We start from the raw sequence: 17086 nt of genomic DNA, 5'->3' as shown, positions 1-17086 counted from the left end.
AGGGCAACTACGCCGATTGGCCGGGGACGTTGCGTCCGCCTGCCGCTGTCGGCGCCGTTGCCCCTTGTACACTGTCTGAATGTTCTTCTCAATCCGACATTGTCTTGGTGCCGTTAGGCATCTTCCCTGGTGGCCAGCGCCTCCGGCAGCGTTGAGTAGAAGGCGAGCCGGCCGTCAATCGGCCGTATGCGCGCCCGCGCCAGCGTTTTCAGCGGCTGGAAGGGAATATCCGTCACGATCAGCTGCTTACCCGGCGGCAACGCATCAATAAAGCGCTGCAGGGCGCTCAGCCCGCCAGCGTCCAGCACCGGCACCGCATCCCACTGCAGGATCACCGTCTGATACGCGTCGCTGCGCGCCAGCACCTCATCAAACACGCGTTCGGCGGCGGCAAAAAACAGCGGGCCGTTCACGCGCAGCACCAGCGCATCCGCATCGTCGCTGAGCGTGCTCAAGCGCGTCATCCGCGCGATGCGGCGCATAAACAGCAGCGAGGCCAGTACGATGCCGACGGTAATGGCGATCACCATATCGAACAGCACCGTCAGCGCCATGCACAGCAGCATCACGATAATGTCATCCTTGGGCGCCCGGCGTAGCAGATCGACCACCTTGTGGGCCTCGCTCATATTCCAGGCGACGAGCAGCAGCAGGGCGGCCATCGCGGCCAGCGGCAGAAAGGAGAGCCAGGGCGCCAGCAGCAGCAGGGCCAGCAGCACCAGCAGCGCGTGGATCACGGCGGCCAGCGGCGAGGTGGCGCCGGCGCGCACGTTGGCCGCCGAGCGGGCGATGGCGGCGGTGGCGGTAATGCCGCCAAAGAACGGCGCGATTAGGTTGCCCAGCCCCTGGCCGAGCAGCTCGCCGTTGGCGCTGTGTTTCTTGCCGGTCATGCCGTCCAGCACTACCGCGCACAGTAAGGATTCGATAGCGCCGAGCATCGCCATGGAGAAGGCGGCGGGAAGCAGGGCGGAAAGCGTCTGCCAGCTCAGCGTCATCGGCCGGCCGTCCGCCGCCGGCAGCGTCCACGGCAGCTGCAGCTGGGGTAAAATGGCGGGAATACCGGCGCCCTGGCTGCCGTCGGCCAGCTGATAGCTGAAGCTGGAGCCGATGGTGGCGACCTGATGGCCGGCCAGGCCAAGCAGCGCCATCACGGCGGCGCCGGCCGCCAACGCCGGCAGGTGGCCGGGCACGCGCAGCCCCAGCCGCGGCCAGACAATCAGCACCAGCAGCGTCACGGCGCCAATCAGCGTATCGCCGATATCCGCCGCGGGCAGCGCCTGCAGCAGGGCGCCCAGCTTATCCACATAGCCGGCCGGCAGCGCCGTAAGCGGCAGGCCGAAAAAATCCTTCACCTGCAGCGTGGCGATGGTGATGGCGATCCCCGAGGTGAAGCCGAGCGTAACCGGCAGCGGAATATACTCAATCAGACGGCCGACGCGGGTCAGCCCCATTATCACCAAAAATGCGCCGGAGAGCAGGGTGGCCAGCAGCAGGCCGGCCAGGCCGAACTGCTGCGCCACCGGATACAGGATCACCACGAAGGCGGCCGTCGGCCCCGAGACGCTGTAGCGCGAGCCGCCGGTGACGGCGATCACGATGCCGGCAACCGCCGAGGTGTATAAGCCGTACTGCGGCGGTACGCCGCTGGCGATAGCCAGCGCCATGGCCAGCGGAATAGCGATAATGCCGACGGTGATGCCGGCAATGGCGTCTTTCAGCAGGCGCTGTCGTGAATAGGGTTCCTGCCAGCAGGCGGCGATGAGGGCGCTGAAGGGGCGTACGCGGTTGATCTTGTGTGTATTCATCTCAGGTAATAGCCAAATCAAAAAATAAAACGACATGGCGGGCCGGATGGGGTCCGTCTCGGTTACAGGCGATCGGGTAAATATTCTCCACAATGAAATTAATGTGTTAATTTCATTATAATGTTATTTGCATATTATGCTGCTATCATCAACCTAAGCAGGGGTGAAGTAAAGCGTGAAGCTCGCTCTTGATGCCTATGGACAGGGTAAATACATCGCCAAGAGGGTCCGTTATTCCTAACTGAGGAAAATATATGGATTTTTTGCATGCGCAGTTACACCTGAAAATGGGCGACGTGGTGGAAGTGCATTGCGACCGTCCGTGCACCATCCTGCTGATGGATGATGCGGCGTTTGCGGGCTATACCCACGGGCAGCCGGGCCGTCACCACGGCGGCCATTGCGACGAACTGCCGGCGCGCTTCACCGCGCCTGCCGACGGCGTATGGCATGTCGTGATTGATGCGGGCCAGTTTAATTCCGCCCTCACCCACAGCATTAATATTTATCCGGTTAATTAGTCGTGCGCCTTCGCACCGCGAGGGCGCTTCCCTTTCCCGTTGTTCTGAGCGTCAGATAATGAAAATTGGTTACCTGTTCCCCGTGGCGATTATTATCGCCGCCGTTGTGTTACTGGCCTGGTTTATTCTCGGAGGGTATGCATTGCCGCAGCGCTGAGGCGGATTAACCCTGTAGGCGTGAGTCATATTACCCGCATGGAACATGATTGCCCGGCGGCTTAATCTATGGAAGGATGCGGCGCAACGTGCGGCAGGGCCGCTAACCGAGGGTGAACAATGGTAAATAGCGCGCTGTGGTACCGGGAATTTGGCACGCCGGAAGCGGTGCTCCGGCTGGAAAACGCGCCGCCGGCCGCGCTGACGGCGGGAAACGTGCGGGTCGCCATGCGGCTCGCGCCGGTGAACGCCTCCGATTTGATTCCGCTGAGCGGCGCTTACCGCCATCGCGTCGTGCCGCCGGCCGTCGCCGGCTATGAGGGCGTCGGCGTGGTGACGGAGACGACGCCGGGGGCGGAGCATCTGCTCGGCAGGCGGGTGCTGCCGCTGCGGGGCGAAGGCACCTGGCAGCGCGTGGTCAGCTGCCCGGCGGCGCTGGCGGTGCCGGTGCCGGACGCGATTACGGACCTGCAGGCATCCCGCGCCTATATCAATCCGCTGGCGGCGCTGCTGATGCTGGATTTGTATAACCCGGCGGGGCGGCGGGTGCTGCTGACCGCCGCCGGTTCCGACTGCGGCAGGCTGCTCGGCCAGTGGGCGCTGCAGCGCGGCGCGGCGGAGGTGGCGGGCATCTGTCGCTCCCCGGCGCATGCCGACACGCTGGCGGCCTGCGGCATTACCCCGGCGATGCAGAGCGAGCGGACGCGCATTGACCAGCTGGCCGCCGCGGCGGATATCGTGTTTGACGCCACCGGCGGCGCGCTGGCGCAGCAGCTGCTGGAGGCGATGCGGCCGGACGGGCTGTTTGTCTGTTACGGACTGCTTTCCGGGCAGCCGTTTACGCTGCAGCGGCGCTATCCAGCGGTGCGCTGGTTCCATATCCGCAACTGCCTGGCCGACATCGGCACGGCGCAGTGGCAGGCCCTGTTCGGGCGGATATGGCCGCTGCTGGCGCAAAGCCGCTGCGGCGGGGCGCGCATTTATCCGCTGGAGGAGTGGCGGGCGGCGCTGGCGCTGTACCGCCAGCCGGGGCGGCAGGTTAAGCCCGTGATGGATCTGCAGCCGTAAGATTCAGGCTGGCGAGCAGCTGCTCCTGCGCGGCCGCCAGCTGTTCGCGGTCGAGAAACGCCGTCGCCTGCAGCGGGAAAAACTGCAGCGAATGCAGGCCGATGCAGCCGAAGGCGGCGGTGAGATAGGGGGTGAGAAAATCCGGCTGTCTGGCGCGTTCGCCACTGAACACCCCGCCGGCGGCGATGGCGATATACACCGGCTTGTCTTGCAGCAGGCCGATCTTCTCACCGCCGGGGGCGCTGGCGATGGTGCGCCCCATGCGCAGCACCTGATCGAGCCACGCCTTCAGCACCGACGGCACGGTGAAATTGTTCATCGGCGTGCCCAACACCAGCGCGTCCGCCTGCTCCAGCTCCTGAATCAGGGTTTCCGATAGCTGCAGCGCGCCGTCCGCCGCCGGCGAACCGGGTGCGGCCAACGCGCTCGCGTAGTCGTCGCCGGCATGGGCTATCGGCGCCAGGCCCAGATCGCGACGCGTGACGCTAGCGTCAGGGTTGGCGGCCCGCAGCCGCGCCAGCAGGGCGGCGGAAAGCCGGCGGCTGTGCGAATCGCGCCGCGGGCTGCAGTCAATGTGCAATATATTCATCGTATCCTCTCCCATCGCGGGCGGCAGCGCCCGTTAATCAGCATAGTCGCTGCCGTTACTGACGCATGCCGATCGCCAGGCGGTTAAAGGCGCTCATCAGGGCGATGGCGAAGGTCAGATCGGAAATTTCCACCTCGCTGAAGTGCGCGCGCAGCGGTTCGAAGTCTTCGTCGGGCGCATGGGTGGTGTCCACATGCGTCAGCGACTCCGTCCAGGCCAGCGCGGCGCGTTCACGGTCGCTGAAGCGTTCGCTGACGCGCCAGCCCGCCAGCCCGTCCAGTTTGGCCTCCGCCATGCCGCCGGCGCGCAGCGCTTTGGCGTGCATCTCCAGACAAAAGGCGCAGCCGTTGATCTGCGACATGCGCAGCCAGACCAGCTCGATCAGCGCTTTGCCCAGCGGGCCTTTTTCCAGCGCGTTTTTGGTGGCGATCAACCCCTGATAGGCGTCGGGAGAAAGGGTGTTGTACGGCAGGCGTTTTGGTGCGCTCATGGCGGATCTCCTGATAAAAAGTTATCGCTTTATTGCGTAGCCGCTACTGTAAGCGGCTAATGGCCTATAACATAGGTGCAAGAACTGAATAAATTAATGGGACATCCGCGATGGATATACAGCAGCTGCGCCCTGACCAGCAGCACGACGCGCCACTCTACCTGCAGCTGTACCGGCGCTACCGCGAGGCGATTGCCGTCGGCAAGCTGCGCCCGGGGGACCGCGTGCCGTCGGTGCGCAGCCTCGCCAGCGAACTGAATCTGGCGCGCGGCACGGTAGAGACCGCCTATCAGATGCTGGTGAACGAAGGCTACTTTGTTGCACGCGGCGCGGCCGGCACCGTGGTGTCGCCGCGTCTGGGCAAGCTGGCCGAACCGCTGGCGGCCTCGGCGCCGCCGGCTGCCGCCTCGCCTCATCCGCACGCCGTCAGCGGCGATGCGCTGTCGTTCCAGATGGGGCTGCCGGCGCTGGACGCCTTTCCGCGCAAGGTGTGGGCGCGTCTGGCGGGGCGCTGTCTGCGCACGCTGGAGCTGCAGGCGATGTATTACCCCGATCCGGCGGGCTATGCGCCGCTGCGGCACGCCATCGCCGCCTATTTGGGCATTTCGCGCGGCATTGCCTGTTCGCATGAGCAGGTGTTTGTCACTGCCGGCTATCATGGCGCGCTGGAGCTGGTGCGCCATACCCTGCTGCGGGCGGACGACACAGGCTGGTTCGAGGACCCGGGTTACCTGTTTGCCAGGCAGTATCTGGAGCGCGCCGGCCTGCGGCTGGCGGCGGTGCCGGTGGATGAGGAGGGGCTGAACGTGGCCGCCGGTCGCCAATGCGCCGATGACGCGCGCTTCGCGGTAGTGACGCCGACCCACCAAAGCCCGACGGGCGTGGCGCTGTCGCTGCCGCGACGGCTGGAACTGCTGGAATGGGCGAGCCGCCGCCAGGCGTGGATTATTGAGGACGATTACGACAGCGAATTCCGCTACCACGGCCGGCCGCTGCCGGCGCTGAAAAGCCTGGACCGCGACGGGCGCGTGCTCTATACCGGCACCTTCAGCAAGGTGCTATTCCCCGGCCTGCGGCTGGCGTATCTGGTGGCGCCGGCCGGGCTGGTCAGCCGCTTTCGCGACAGCGTCAACCATCTGCCCGGCCCCGGCTCGATGCTGCCGCAGGCGATGGTGGCCGATTTTATGGCGCAGGGGCATTTTGGCCGCCACCTGCGTAAGATGCGCGCGCTGTACGCCGCCCGGCGTGGCTATCTGGTCGATGCTCTGCAGCAGATGCTGGGCGAACGCCTGCATATCCAGCAGCAGGCCGGCGGCATCCACGTCTTGGCGCATCTGCCGGCCGGGCAGGATGATAAGGCGTTAGTCGCTGCCGCCGGGGCCGACGGGCTGTCGCTGCAGGCGCTGAGCGACTGGCGCGCCGCGCCGGCGGCAGGCGGGCTGCTGATGGGCTTTGCCAACTTCGCCACGGCGGAGGAGGCGACGGCGGCGGTACGGCGTCTTAAGGCGGTGATGGCCGCGCAGGGATGCTGAAGACGTCAGTTATTCGTCGAGCCGCGCGCTAATCTGCGCCTTGGCGTAGCGGACAAAATCTTCGACCGCCGGCATGACCGCCGCCCAGTCCTGCGTCGCCAGTCCCAGATACTCCTGCCGCGCCACCTGCAGCGTGGCGGCATGTTCGGCGGGTAGCTGCGGTAGCAGCCAGGCCGCCGCTTCTTCCTTACCGGTGATGTCGCCGCTAACGACGCTGTACCAGATGCGCGCCAGCGTCAGGATGATATTGCGCTCATCGCCCTGCAGGTCCGCGGTTTCCCGCCACAGCGCCAGCGTATCCTGAAAGGTTTGCCGCAGGTCGCGCGGAGGTACGGGGGGATACAGTCGCGCCGCCTGGTCGCCAACCAGCGCCACGCTGGCGTGACGCGCCTTGGTTAGCAGAATGGCGATATCCGCGTCCAGCTGCGCCGGCTCATAGATCCCCGCCTCAATATCCTCGCGCTGCCATTCGCCGAACTGCAGCTCTCTGACCGGCGGGTAGCGCCACGGCACCAGCTGTGCATACACCAGCATGGTGACTTCCAGCGCCCGTCGGCCGTCCGCAGCGCCGGGGGGCGCGGACAGCGCCAGCAGTGCCGGCATCAGGCTTGCTCGCTGCGTGTTATCCAGCGGCGCGCGCAGCGTCACCAGCAGATCGAGATCGCTGTAGGGGCGCAGACCGCCCTCCAGGGCGGAGCCGTACAGATGGATCGCCAGCAGGTTGCGGCCGAGCCGGAGGGTGAGGAGGTCGACGACGGCGGTGATTTGTTGTCGGGCTGAGTCTGTCAGAGGCATTGTCATAGGCGACTCCTAGCGTGTCCGAGCTCGAGTGTAGCGCGATTTTTGCTGTGTACGTCACGGCTGCTTTGCTATGGCATCAGAAATTGTGGGATAGATTAGCAGAATATTTATAGCATTATTTTTATAAAAACTAATGCTATTTAATGAAAGGGATGAGTTATTACCTAATGGATATTTATAAATAAGCGTCTGTGGCGTTTGAAAATTTGTGCTCCGGTGGGGGGCGAGGATTGCGGGGTTAAAATGTCTGCTTTACCATATGAAATTGTATGGCATTTTTTTGAGTGTAAATTAAACGAGTTATTAGAAAAGGATTATTCAACGGATAGCATTCCGCCGGATATTTAAGGGTAAATAATATGAAAAAACTCTCCTCTTTGTTATTACTTTGCGTCGCCGTGATTTTTTCCTCCAATGCTACGGCGGGGCGCCAGGGCTGTGAAATTAAGAAAAGCAAAATTCGCACCCAGATGGCGTACGCTAAACGCTACGGCAACTATAACCGGCTGGCGGGGCTGGAGCGGGCGCTGGCGCGGGTCGAGGCCGCCTGTACTGACGGTTACAGCGGCGCCAGCTATCGCCTGGATGGCTATAGCGGAGCCAGCCGCCTTGACGGCTACAGCGGGGCCAGCGGCCGTCTGGATAACATCCGCGGTAAGGAAGACAAGGTAAAACGGCGCGAGCTGGAGCTGGACCGGGCGATCGCCGGCGGCGACATGGAAAAGGTGCGCAACAAGGCCCATAAGCTTAATGACGCTAAGCAGGAGCTGGCGGAAGCGCGGCGCTGGTAATCTGACCGTAGCAATAAGGCAGAAGGGTGGCCCCTTCTGCTTTTTTATCGCCCTTTAGCCGTTGGAATAGGCCACTCCGGCCCGTGCGCGGCGGTTGAGCAGCACCACCAGCAGCGCCAGCGCGGCAATGATCGCCCCCATCACCGGCACAAAGGCGTAGCCCAACCCGGCGGACACCACCGCGCCGCCGGCGGCCGCGCCCAGGGCGTTGCCGAGGTTAAACGCGCCGATATTGACCGACGAAGAGAGGCCGGGCGCTTCGCTGGCGACGCGCATCACGCGCATCTGCAGCGGCGGCACCACGCCGAAGGTGGCGATACCCCAGACCACCATGCCCAGCGCCGCGCCGATCTCACTGCGCGCCAGCAGCGGCATCAGCAGCATCACGGTCAGCAACAGCAGCAGAAAGCCCTTCAGCGTATTACTTTCCGAACGGTCGGCGAACTTGCCGCCGAGGTAGTTGCCGATCGAGAAGCCCACGCCGGTCAGCATCAGCATCAGGGTGACGAAGGTCGGCGTGGCGGCGGTCAGCGTGTGCAGCACCGGCGCAATATAGGTGTAGAGGGTAAACATCGCCCCGGCGCCCAGCACGGTGGTCAGCAGCGCGGTCAGCACCTGCGGGCGCAGCAGCACCGACAGCTCACGCTTCACGTCCGGGCGTTCACCCGCTTCCCCTTTCGGCAGTGAGAACCACAGCCCCAGCATGGCGATTACCCCCAGCCCCGCGGTAGCCAGGAACGACATGCGCCAGCCGATGGTGGCGCCGAGCCAGGTAGCGGCCGGCACGCCGCCGATATTGGCGATGGTCAGCCCCATAAACATGGTGGCGACGGCGCTGGCCTGTTTTTCTTTGGCGACCACGCTGGCGGCGACCACCGAACCGAGGCCGAAGAACGCGCCGTGGTTCATGCTGGTGATAATGCGCGACAGCATCAGCGTGGTGTAATCTGGCGCGATGCTCGATAACACGTTACCCAGGGTAAAAATCGCCATCAGGAACACCAGCGCGTTTCTGCGCGCCCGGTGGGACAGCAGCAGGGTCATCAGCGGTGCGCCGATCATCACCCCGACGGCGTAGGCGCTGATCAGCATCCCTGCTTTGGGTATCGAGACGTCCACTCCTTCGGCGATCACCGGCAGCAGCCCCATCGGGGAGAATTCGGTGGTGCCGATGCCGAACGCGCCCACCGCCAGCGCCAGCAAGGGATAATTAATTTTCATGTAGCAACTCCGTTAGCCGCTGCCAAAGCGCGGAAAGATAGTGAAAGTGACGAAAGTATGACATCGGTCACAGCAAAGATAAGCCGGCGGCGGGGGAAAAGATTTTTGCTGATTTGCGCACAATAAGGGGAAGGTGGGCGTGTTTTTGCAAAAGGAACCGGCGGCCCGGGCGGGCCGCCGTGGATAAGCGTTACGCCGCGAAGCCGCCGTCGATAGTCAGGCTGGCGCCGGTAATAAAGCCGGCTTCCGGGCCGGCCAGATAGGCGACAAAGCCGGCGATCTCGTCATCTTTGCCGTAGCGGTCGAGGGCCATCAGCTGTTTCAGCTGTGCGGCGAATTCGCCGTCGTCCGGATTCATATCGGTATCTACCGGGCCGGGCTGCACGTTATTGACGGTAATGCCGCGCGGGCCGAGATCGCGCGCCATGCCCTTGGTCAGGCCGACCAGCGCGGATTTACTCATGGCGTACGCCGCGCCACCGCCAAACGGCACGCGTTCAGCGTTGGTGCTGCCGATATGGATAATGCGGCCGCCGTCGTTCATATGGCGCGCCGCTTCCTGGCTGGCGATAAAGACGCTGCGCACGTTAACCGCCAGCATGCGGTCCAGATCGTCCTGCGGCAGATCTTCGATGCCGCCCATCGCAAACACCCCGGCGTTGTTCACCAGAATATCCAGCTTACCGAAGTGCTGCGCCGCCTGTTGTACCGCCCGGCGCAGCGCTTCGGCGTCGGCGCTGTCCGCCTTGATGGCCAGCGCCTTGCCACCGGCGGCGCTGATGGCGTCCACCACGGCGTTAGCCTTATCGGCAGAGGAGACGTAGGTCAGCGCCACCGCCGCGCCTTCGCGCGCCAGGCGCTGTGCGATAGCGGCGCCGATGCCGCGCGAACCGCCCTGAATAAAGGCAACCTTGTTTTGCAGAGGAAATGTTGTCGTCATGCTGTTTCTCCTTAAAGGGGTGAACCTACACACTGTGGGCCAGTATCGGAGATGTGCCGGGTGGGGAATGTTCAGAAAGAGCTATGCGGCGGGGCAGCTGCGTGGGGAGGCGCCTATCAGCTTTCCTTACGCCGCTCGGCCGTAGGTGTCTGCCTGTTATCAGCCTATCGTTTGAGGATCGTAATGTATTTATCTATCGCGAGGGGAATTATTCAGAACCTGCGATAGAAATGCTTGTCAGATAAATCCTGTTTAATAGCGGATCTGAGTGTTAAATCTGGCGTTTTTTTTGCCTTTTAAGTACTCCTTTGGATTTATTTTTTAGCAAAAAGTGCTATGTATTTTCTGTTTTTATGAGATGCTTGTATTTTTTATGAACGGTATGATTTTTCTGTGATTTTTATTTGATTAATATAATTTTCGGTATTTCTTATCGATTTTTCCTATGGAAAGTTCTTATTACTGATAGGATTTAACGATCGTATGGCAATGCATTGATTTGTTTTTTCATCGGTTTTGACGATTGGTTTTTATTTATTGATCGTTAAAGTTGATCGTTATTTTTTCGCACAGTATTATTTCCTGCAGGCGTTGAATGGAATAAAACCACACTGCTGTTTAACTTTAGAATGGTGTGGTTAATCTAAAGGGAATCAATAATGATATTTGTGTTTTAGCCTCTGTTTTCTCTCCGCAGCCCTGGCTCATGGTGTGCGTACGTTGGTTATTATTTTTTTTGACGCTGTGATTTATGCCGTTGCGGTTACACCAATCTCCCTGGGAATAATGTTGTCGGGGTGTTATTACGCGATAAGAATAAAGTCGCGAGTTCTCCCTTTGACAGAAATTAATGTAAAAAGCCAGCGTGTTGTTTTACTGGCGTGCGATGTTGTACCGACATCGCCAGAGTTAATGGTAATGCTCAATGGATAGGTTTTTAACGGAAGAAACCGGCGGAATTTATAAGGGCCGCCATACCACTCCTCTGAACGGTAATGACAACTATTATATTTACAGCCTGAGCCTGCTGCTGGAGGACCTGCTGGCGAATGAGGATGCGACAGAACGGCAGCTGCCCGCTATCTGGGTGCTGACCGGATTTCAGGATGTTTTATCCTATATCAAACAGATGAAGATAAATGAGGAGAATATCGTGATTGGCAATGAGCGACATTATCGCCTATTGTCCGGTATTCCCAGCATTGGAGAAATGTTTTTTATCCATGCTTCGCTGCCCGTCGCGGAGATCAAAGAGCACTTAAGGTTTGTGATCCGCCGTAAGGCGGATAGTAAAACGCTGTGTAACTATCGCTTTCACGATACACAGGCATTTTCCGCCGGGGCGAGAAAAACGATTAAACTGCTGCTCGAAGGGCTGCCGCCCTGGCGCGTGGCGCAAGAGTGCAACATTCATCACCGGGCCGTCAGCGTATATAAGCGCAACGTAATGCGGCGGCTGAACGTCAATAATACCCAGGAGCTGGTGATTAAGTGCCGACTGATGGAACTGCAGTGGTAGCATACCCGACGATGCAAAATAATGATGATAGCCATGCAGGCTTCAGACTGCTGACAAAGTTTGTTATTAGGGAGAGCGCGGCGATGGGGCTGTAGCGGCATAAGCCGCCTGACAAATTTGCCGGGAGCAAATTTGAACAATCGTCAGGTTGGCCCGTAGGGGGATGCAGGGATGCGTCCCATAACGCCCCTCGTTACGCTAGACCCGGGTACTCGGGCCTGCCATAAACCTCCGATGCACAGTAATCACACATTTCTTCATGGCTATCTACCGGGTGCCAATAAAAAGGCCGCCGATAGATCGACGGCCCGGTGTTTAGCCTTTACAGCGTTAGGAAGCGTTGGTTTCAGCCTGACGAAGCGCCTTGCGGCGCAGCCGCAGCTTTTTCACCAGATGGTGGGCTTCTTTGGTGCTGGCCACCGTCGGTGGGGAGCCGCGCAGCGGCTTCTTGGCCGTTTCGCGCAGCGTGAGCACGGTGATGATGCCGATTACCCCTGCGCCCATCATATAGTAGGCCGGCATCATGATATTGCCGGTGGTATCTACCAGCCAGGCGGTGATTAACGGCGTGGTGCCGCCAAACAGCGAGACCGACAGGTTAAAGCCGATGGCCAGCGCGCTGTAGCGCACGTCGGTGACGAATAGCGCGGGCAGCGTGGCCGGCATGGTGCCGCTAAAGCAGGAGTGCAGCACGCCCAGAATCACCAGGCCGCCAAACACCGCCAGCAGATTGCCGGAGGCCAGCAGCATAAAGGCGGGGATGGCGAGCAGGATCAGCCCGGCGGCGCCCAGCGCGATCACCGGACGGCGGCCGATGCGGTCGGTGGTATAACCCCAGAACAGCGTCAGCGGCATCATCACGAACATGATCACCATCACCAGCAGTAGGCTGCTGAGCTGCCCCAGCCCCAGAATGCCGCTGAGGTAGCTTGGCATATAGGAGGTCAGCATATAGTTGGACACGTTAAACAGCAGCACCAGTCCCACGCACTTCAAGATAGAGACGCGGTACTTCTTCAGCATCTGCAGCAGGCTGAGGCGCGGCTTGCTGTGCTCCAGCGCTTCCTGCTGCGCCATATGCTGCTGGAAGGCCGGCGTCTCTTCCAGCTTCAGGCGGAAGTAAAAGCCGATTAACCCCATCGGTGCGGCAATAAAGAACGGAATGCGCCAGCCCCAGTCCATCATCGCCTGCGCGGACAGTGCGGAGGTGAGGATGGTGACCAGGCTGGCGCCGAGCAGGTAGCCGCCGATGGTGCCGAACTCTAAAAAACTGCCCATAAAGCCGCGGCGTTTATCCGTCGAATATTCGGCGATAAAGGTGGCAGCGCCGGAGTATTCACCGCCGGTGGAGAAGCCCTGCAGCAGGCGGGCCAGCAACAGCAGCACCGGCGCCAAAATGCCGATGGAGGCGTAGCTGGGGATCAGGCCAATGCAGCAGGTGCCGATGGCCATCATGATCATGGTGATGGCCAGCACTTTCTGCCGGCCGATGCGGTCGCCCATCCGGCCGAACACAATACCGCCAATCGGGCGGATCAGGAAGGCGGCGGCGAAGGTGCCGAAGGAGGCGATCAGCTGCGCTGCCGTGCTGGCGTTAGGGAAAAACACTTTACCGATGACCAGCGCCAGGTAACTGTAAACGCCAAAATCAAACCATTCCATGGCATTGCCCAGCGCGGCGGCGCCGACGGCTCGTTTGAGCATATCACTATCAACAATAGTAATGTCGTCAACGGTCAATTCCGGCGACTTATTGTTGAGAGGGAGGTGCTCATTCGGTGGTGTGGTTGGGGAATGTTGGGAGGTCATATTTTCCTCAAAAAAGTTGCGTGATATTTATCGTATTTGTTGTCCTGATGTAAAATAAGAACATAAAACTAACGTAATAACGTTAGGTTGGGGATTATTCGGGGGCGCTACTCTAATATACCCGCAGCGATAATTGCAAGTTTCGCGGAAATATTCACTTTATCCAGGTGATAGTTTCTGTTGTTACTACAAAATGTGTCACGAGGTTTCATATTATCACCGTTTGTTGTGGTAATGTTTGATTTATCCTCCGCCAATGTCCCTGTTTGTTCTCAGGCTTTTTATTGTATTTTTTATTGCCTCGGCGGATGTGGCAAAAATGGTTTTTTTTATATTATTTTTATCGCGTCGCGGTTGTTTCTTTATAATATGACGTGCAGGCAGATATTCGCACGGCATAAAAGTGATATAATATTCCTGATTTATTTAGCGATTTTGTCCGGGAGTTTTATTATAATCGTCAATCTATCCGTCAGCCGTTGCAGAGCCTTATGCCCAATTCGCATAGCCCGTTAACCGATCCTCAGTTTGTTGCCGAATTACAGCAGCAGATGCTGCAGTTCGCTCGTCTGCAGCTTAATGATTTTCATCAGGCGGAGGACGTGGTGCAGGAAGCCTTTGAAGGTGCAATGAAAAACGCGGGTTCGTTTGCCGGCAGGGCGGCGTGGAAAAGCTGGGTGTTTGCGATTTTGCGCAATAAGATCGCCGATACGCTGCGTATGCGCTATCGCCAGGCGGAGGTTCAATCCGCCGATGAGGAAGATCGGCAAGACTTTGAGGCGCTGTTTGATGCGCAGGGGCACTGGCCGGCGGATGAACGGCCGCAGCGCTGGCATCAGCCGGACGAATCCTGCGAGCAGGCGCAGTTTTGGCAAATCTTCGAACTGTGCCTGACGCAGGTGCCGGCTAAAAACGCCCGGGCTTTTATGATGCGTGAATTTATCGGTCTGGAAACGCAGGAAATATGTCGTGAAATGGCGCTGTCAGTGACTAATCTTAACGTAGTGCTGTGGCGGGCGCGTATGCGCCTGCGGGAGTGTTTATCACAGCGTTGGTTTAGCCGTGAAGGAGGCGAACATGCTTAACTGCCACCGTGCGACCCGCCTGATGTCCCAGGCGCAGGATGCGCCGCTGCCGTTGACCCAGCGGGCGGCGCTGCGTTTCCATCTGCTGTTTTGCTCCGGCTGCCGCAATTTTCAGCGGCAGCTGGTCGATCTGCGCAGTATCACGTCGGCTTTCGCCCAGGGTAAAGATCGGTCGACCAAGCGCTAGGCCATGCGCTTCAGCGCCGGCGCAGCAGGCGGTCGAGCGACAGCCTGCCGCCGCCGTAGCTCATCAGATAGATCTGCGCGCTCATCCACATAATATGCACCGGCCAGGCGTCCGGGTAGACGAAAACCTGAATCACCAGCGTCATCACCCACAGCGCCAGCGCGGAAAAGCGCGTCGCCAGACCGAGCAGCAGCAGTAGCGGGAAAAGATGTTCCGCCACGGCGGCCAGGGTGGCCGCGATGGCCGGCGGCAGCAGCGGCAGCTGGTACTCGGTGGCGAACAGCGCCAGCGCACCGCTGGTCAGGTGCGGTATCCCCAGCCGCAGCGGCTCGCCGCCCAGGATGTCAATCGTCAGCCCTTCAACCTTACTCTGCCCCGACAGCCAGAACGTGGCGGCCAGCGCAAGACGCGCCAGCAGGCCGAGCAGGCTTTCCTGGACGATTTTCTGGCTCCTTGCCGCCAGCGTATGCAGTAATTCCATGTTATGTCTCCTGCCGGCCGGATACGCAGAGGATCAGGCCGTAATGATGTAAGCGCCGTAAGGCCGGACGGGCGTCAAACTGTGCATCTTGCGTTATCGCCGCCGCCAGCGCGTGCGTCAGGGGCCGTTCTGCCTGCAGCGCGCGAATAAAGTGCCGTTCCGCCGCGTCGATGGCGATCAGACGCACGTCATCCTGATGGCGAAACAGTAAAACCTGTTCGGGGCGCCAGGGATCCCACTCCGTCGGCGCGGGATCCTGCTGATGCGCCGCCCATAGGCTGAACACGGCAAACGGCGAGCTGAACAGGCGCAGCGAAGGATGCAGCCGCAGCGTGCTGTCGGCAGACAGCGTTGGCTCTGCGCCGCGCGCCGGCTCCCCATCCGCCGCGTGCAACGCTTCGATGCACAAGAGCTCAAGCTGCGTCAGGTCCGCCAGCCACGGCCACTCCGCCAGCGGCGGAAAGTCGGCCAGCCAGGCGGGCAGCCGCGCGCCGTAACCGGCCAGCACCGGCGACGTCGGCGGATGCTGGCGGATAAACTCGGCCGCCATGGCGCGGAAGAAGTCGTCGCCGACCTGCTGCACCAGCACCGGGCAGTTTTCCGCCAGCGCGTTAATCAGCGAGGCCATCACGTTGTTGCGGTAAACGGCAAAGCGGTAGGACGGATCGCTGCCGTTCCAGGTGGTTAACCCCGCCGGCGCGGCGCCGTCGCCGTCAAGCAGCGCCTGATACAGTGCGCGTTGCATCCTTCACCTCCGGTGTCATGAGCGCCTCCGCCTGACGCGCCTCGTCCAGCAACACCGCCAGCGGCGGCAGATTGCTGTCCCATTCGATCAGGGTCGCCACATTGCCGACCGCCGCCAGCGCGGCACGATACAGCTGCCAGACCGGCGCGGCGACGCGGCCGTCGTGGGAGTCAATCAGCAAGCGGTCGCCGGCGGCGTCCTGGTGTTCCGTATGGCCCGCCAGGTGAATCTCGCCCACCTGGTGCAGCGGCAGCTCGTGCAGCATGGCCAGCGGGTCGCGGTGGTGGTTGACGCCGCTGACGTAAAGGTTGTTGATGTCCAGCAGCAGGCCGCAGCCGCTGCGTTTTACCATCTCGCTGATAAAGGCGGTTTCACTCAGGGTGGAGGCGGCAAATTCAACGTAGGTGGCCGGATTTTCCAGTAAAATCGGCCGCCGCAGCGCATTCTGCACCTGATCGATATGCGCGCAGACCCGCGTCAGCGTGGCCTCGGTATAGGGCAGCGGCAGCAAATCGTTGAGAAAAAAGCCGTCATGCGTCGACCAGGCCAGATGTTCGGAGAACATCTGCGGTTGATAGCGTTCTACCAGCGCGGCGACGCATTGCAGGTGGTGGCGGTCGAGCGGCGCTTCAGCGCCGATCGACATCCCCACGCCGTGAATGGATAGCGGGTAGGCCTGACGGATGGCGCCGAGGGCCTGATGAAAGGGGCCGCCGGCTACCAGATAATTCTCCGCGTGGATTTCAAAAAAACCGACGTCGGGACGCTCGCGCAGGATCTGGCTGAAGTGCTCCGGCTTCAGGCCGACGCCGGCCCGCGGCGGAAGACCGCCCATCATGTTATGACCAGGCGCATCACACCTGACGGCAGGCGGGGTATAAATTGTCATCGTTATTGCTCCTGTTGATGGGCGGCGAGAGCCTGCTTACATCTCTTTAAACGCTTCCAACTGGCCAAAACCGGTCGACGATGTCGGCGATTTCATTTTTACGCAGCTGCCGGTGGGTACCAGCTTCCAGGCATTGCCCTGGTAGTCGGTTTTGGCCGTACCGGCGCAGGTGGTGCCGGCGCCCGCTTTACAGTCATTTTTGCCCTTCAGCGAGACGCCGTAACATTTCTCCATATTGCTGCCTTCGGCCGCCACGGCTGCGGTGCTTGCGGTGGCCAGCACGCTGCCTAACGCCAGCGCCAGCAGTGCGGTTGTAGTTGGCTTGTTCATTATTTCTTCCTCACGGTTGTAAAACGGATCGTTGTGTTGGCAGAAGCAAAATGGCTTCTGAGGAGTTAGTCGCAGCGGGCGCGGATTTCTTACAGAAAAAATTATTTTTTATTTAAAGTGACTGAAT

The 17086-nt window shown here is 60.5% G+C and carries 19 protein-coding genes; 8 read left to right on the top strand and 11 right to left on the bottom strand.

Features of this window, described 5'->3' with window-relative positions; all coding sequences use genetic code 11:
• Window positions 1-113: 113 nt before the first annotated feature.
• Window positions 114-1805, bottom strand: a complete 1692-nt coding sequence (gene dauA / locus D781_RS18820) for a C4-dicarboxylic acid transporter DauA (RefSeq protein WP_015673924.1) — start codon at window positions 1803-1805, stop codon at window positions 114-116.
• Window positions 1806-2059: 254 nt separating this feature from the next.
• Here dauA and D781_RS18815 point away from each other — a divergent pair, with 254 nt between their 5' ends.
• The 3 genes from D781_RS18815 (at window position 2060) to D781_RS18805 (ending at window position 3550) form a co-directional block, all read left to right on the top strand.
• A complete protein-coding gene (locus D781_RS18815) occupies window positions 2060-2326 on the top strand; it encodes a DUF1883 domain-containing protein (protein ID WP_015673923.1) in 267 nt (88 codons plus the stop codon).
• Window positions 2327-2384: 58 nt separating this feature from the next.
• Window positions 2385-2483 (top strand): YoaK family small membrane protein, encoded by a 99-nt coding sequence (locus tag D781_RS23805; protein WP_015673922.1) that lies wholly within the window; start codon window positions 2385-2387, stop codon window positions 2481-2483.
• Between the two features lie 119 nt (window positions 2484-2602).
• A complete protein-coding gene (locus D781_RS18805; RefSeq protein ID WP_015673921.1) occupies window positions 2603-3550 on the top strand; it encodes a zinc-dependent alcohol dehydrogenase family protein in 948 nt (315 codons plus the stop codon).
• Here the strand turns inward: D781_RS18805 and D781_RS18800 are convergent.
• Together D781_RS18800 and D781_RS18795 are read right to left on the bottom strand one after the other, a co-directional pair.
• Window positions 3522-4139 (bottom strand): NAD(P)H-dependent oxidoreductase, encoded by a 618-nt coding sequence (locus D781_RS18800; protein WP_015673920.1) that lies wholly within the window; start codon window positions 4137-4139, stop codon window positions 3522-3524. The two genes, D781_RS18805 and D781_RS18800, sit on opposite strands and share 29 nt — an antisense overlap.
• A gap of 55 nt (window positions 4140-4194) precedes the next feature.
• Window positions 4195-4629 carry a carboxymuconolactone decarboxylase family protein gene (locus D781_RS18795; protein ID WP_015673919.1) on the bottom strand — a complete coding sequence of 145 codons (435 nt, stop codon included), beginning with the start codon at window positions 4627-4629 and terminating at the stop codon, window positions 4195-4197.
• A 110-nt stretch (window positions 4630-4739) separates the two neighbouring features.
• Here D781_RS18795 and D781_RS18790 point away from each other — a divergent pair, with 110 nt between their 5' ends.
• Window positions 4740-6161: a PLP-dependent aminotransferase family protein gene (locus D781_RS18790; RefSeq protein WP_015673918.1), complete on the top strand. Its 1422-nt coding sequence runs from the start codon at window positions 4740-4742 to the stop codon at window positions 6159-6161.
• 9 nt (window positions 6162-6170) lie between these two features.
• Here D781_RS18790 and D781_RS18785 read toward each other — a convergent pair whose 3' ends face one another.
• The gene (locus D781_RS18785) at window positions 6171-6962 is read right to left on the bottom strand and encodes an aminoglycoside nucleotidyltransferase (protein WP_015673917.1); all 792 of its coding nucleotides are present in this window, start codon (window positions 6960-6962) and stop codon (window positions 6171-6173) included.
• A 359-nt stretch (window positions 6963-7321) separates the two neighbouring features.
• Between D781_RS18785 and D781_RS18780 the strand changes: the two genes are divergently transcribed.
• Entirely contained in the window at window positions 7322-7753 is a 432-nt protein-coding gene (locus tag D781_RS18780; protein ID WP_015673916.1) for a DUF1090 domain-containing protein, read from the top strand.
• A gap of 54 nt (window positions 7754-7807) precedes the next feature.
• On the opposite strand, the gene D781_RS18775 is transcribed toward D781_RS18780, so the two are convergent.
• Both D781_RS18775 and D781_RS18770 read right to left on the bottom strand, forming a co-directional pair.
• Window positions 7808-8974 (bottom strand): MFS transporter, encoded by a 1167-nt coding sequence (locus D781_RS18775; RefSeq protein ID WP_015673915.1) that lies wholly within the window; start codon window positions 8972-8974, stop codon window positions 7808-7810.
• A gap of 190 nt (window positions 8975-9164) precedes the next feature.
• Window positions 9165-9914, bottom strand: a complete 750-nt coding sequence (locus D781_RS18770) for a 3-oxoacyl-ACP reductase family protein (protein ID WP_015673914.1) — start codon at window positions 9912-9914, stop codon at window positions 9165-9167.
• Between the two features lie 925 nt (window positions 9915-10839).
• Here D781_RS18770 and D781_RS18765 point away from each other — a divergent pair.
• Window positions 10840-11433: a LuxR C-terminal-related transcriptional regulator gene (locus D781_RS18765; protein WP_015673913.1), complete on the top strand. Its 594-nt coding sequence runs from the start codon at window positions 10840-10842 to the stop codon at window positions 11431-11433.
• Window positions 11434-11763: 330 nt separating this feature from the next.
• On the opposite strand, the gene proP is transcribed toward D781_RS18765, so the two are convergent.
• The gene (gene proP / locus D781_RS18760) at window positions 11764-13242 is read right to left on the bottom strand and encodes a glycine betaine/L-proline transporter ProP (RefSeq protein ID WP_015673912.1); all 1479 of its coding nucleotides are present in this window, start codon (window positions 13240-13242) and stop codon (window positions 11764-11766) included.
• Window positions 13243-13733: 491 nt separating this feature from the next.
• Here proP and D781_RS18755 point away from each other — a divergent pair, with 491 nt between their 5' ends.
• Entirely contained in the window at window positions 13734-14327 is a 594-nt protein-coding gene (locus D781_RS18755; RefSeq protein WP_015673911.1) for an RNA polymerase factor sigma-70, read from the top strand.
• A complete protein-coding gene (locus tag D781_RS18750; protein ID WP_015673910.1) occupies window positions 14320-14514 on the top strand; it encodes a zf-HC2 domain-containing protein in 195 nt (64 codons plus the stop codon). The genes D781_RS18755 and D781_RS18750 overlap by 8 nt, the downstream gene beginning before the upstream one ends.
• 10 nt (window positions 14515-14524) lie before the next feature.
• On the opposite strand, the gene D781_RS18745 is transcribed toward D781_RS18750, so the two are convergent.
• The 4 genes from D781_RS18745 to D781_RS18730 all read right to left on the bottom strand — a co-directional run bounded on the left by D781_RS18745 (window position 14525) and on the right by D781_RS18730 (window position 16959).
• A complete protein-coding gene (locus D781_RS18745; protein WP_015673909.1) occupies window positions 14525-14995 on the bottom strand; it encodes a DoxX family membrane protein in 471 nt (156 codons plus the stop codon).
• Between the two features lies 1 nt (window position 14996).
• Complete coding sequence (locus tag D781_RS18740) at window positions 14997-15740, bottom strand: DNA-binding domain-containing protein (protein WP_015673908.1); 744 nt, start codon at window positions 15738-15740, stop codon at window positions 14997-14999.
• Window positions 15709-16578: a DUF692 domain-containing protein gene (locus D781_RS18735; RefSeq protein ID WP_233494104.1), complete on the bottom strand. Its 870-nt coding sequence runs from the start codon at window positions 16576-16578 to the stop codon at window positions 15709-15711. Before D781_RS18735 ends, D781_RS18740 begins: the two co-directional genes overlap by 32 nt.
• Window positions 16579-16665: 87 nt before the next feature.
• Window positions 16666-16959 carry a DUF2282 domain-containing protein gene (locus D781_RS18730; RefSeq protein WP_015673906.1) on the bottom strand — a complete coding sequence of 98 codons (294 nt, stop codon included), beginning with the start codon at window positions 16957-16959 and terminating at the stop codon, window positions 16666-16668.
• Window positions 16960-17086 lie beyond the last annotated feature (127 nt).

Source organism: Serratia sp. FGI94, assembly GCF_000330865.1.
GTDB lineage: Bacteria > Pseudomonadota > Gammaproteobacteria > Enterobacterales > Enterobacteriaceae > Serratia_B > Serratia_B rubidaea.
The sequence above is the reverse complement of the archived record's forward strand: the minus strand, read 5'-3'. Positions and strand labels throughout refer to the sequence as shown.

Coding starts and splice junctions, on each gene's coding strand:
- D781_RS18790 (WP_015673918.1), top strand. CDS start 4,740: ATGGATATACAGCAGCTGCGCCCTGACCAGCAGCACGACGCGCCACTC.
- D781_RS18785 (WP_015673917.1), bottom strand. CDS start 6,962: ATGACAATGCCTCTGACAGACTCAGCCCGACAACAAATCACCGCCGTC.
- D781_RS18800 (WP_015673920.1), bottom strand. CDS start 4,139: ATGAATATATTGCACATTGACTGCAGCCCGCGGCGCGATTCGCACAGC.
- dauA (WP_015673924.1), bottom strand. CDS start 1,805: ATGAATACACACAAGATCAACCGCGTACGCCCCTTCAGCGCCCTCATC.
- D781_RS18775 (WP_015673915.1), bottom strand. CDS start 8,974: ATGAAAATTAATTATCCCTTGCTGGCGCTGGCGGTGGGCGCGTTCGGC.
- D781_RS18765 (WP_015673913.1), top strand. CDS start 10,840: ATGGATAGGTTTTTAACGGAAGAAACCGGCGGAATTTATAAGGGCCGC.
- D781_RS18770 (WP_015673914.1), bottom strand. CDS start 9,914: ATGACGACAACATTTCCTCTGCAAAACAAGGTTGCCTTTATTCAGGGC.
- D781_RS18730 (WP_015673906.1), bottom strand. CDS start 16,959: ATGAACAAGCCAACTACAACCGCACTGCTGGCGCTGGCGTTAGGCAGC.
- D781_RS18735 (WP_233494104.1), bottom strand. CDS start 16,578: ATGATGGGCGGTCTTCCGCCGCGGGCCGGCGTCGGCCTGAAGCCGGAG.
- D781_RS18750 (WP_015673910.1), top strand. CDS start 14,320: ATGCTTAACTGCCACCGTGCGACCCGCCTGATGTCCCAGGCGCAGGAT.
- D781_RS18755 (WP_015673911.1), top strand. CDS start 13,734: ATGCCCAATTCGCATAGCCCGTTAACCGATCCTCAGTTTGTTGCCGAA.
- D781_RS18740 (WP_015673908.1), bottom strand. CDS start 15,740: ATGCAACGCGCACTGTATCAGGCGCTGCTTGACGGCGACGGCGCCGCG.
- D781_RS18805 (WP_015673921.1), top strand. CDS start 2,603: ATGGTAAATAGCGCGCTGTGGTACCGGGAATTTGGCACGCCGGAAGCG.
- D781_RS23805 (WP_015673922.1), top strand. CDS start 2,385: ATGAAAATTGGTTACCTGTTCCCCGTGGCGATTATTATCGCCGCCGTT.
- proP (WP_015673912.1), bottom strand. CDS start 13,242: ATGACCTCCCAACATTCCCCAACCACACCACCGAATGAGCACCTCCCT.
- D781_RS18745 (WP_015673909.1), bottom strand. CDS start 14,995: ATGGAATTACTGCATACGCTGGCGGCAAGGAGCCAGAAAATCGTCCAG.
- D781_RS18780 (WP_015673916.1), top strand. CDS start 7,322: ATGAAAAAACTCTCCTCTTTGTTATTACTTTGCGTCGCCGTGATTTTT.
- D781_RS18815 (WP_015673923.1), top strand. CDS start 2,060: ATGGATTTTTTGCATGCGCAGTTACACCTGAAAATGGGCGACGTGGTG.
- D781_RS18795 (WP_015673919.1), bottom strand. CDS start 4,629: ATGAGCGCACCAAAACGCCTGCCGTACAACACCCTTTCTCCCGACGCC.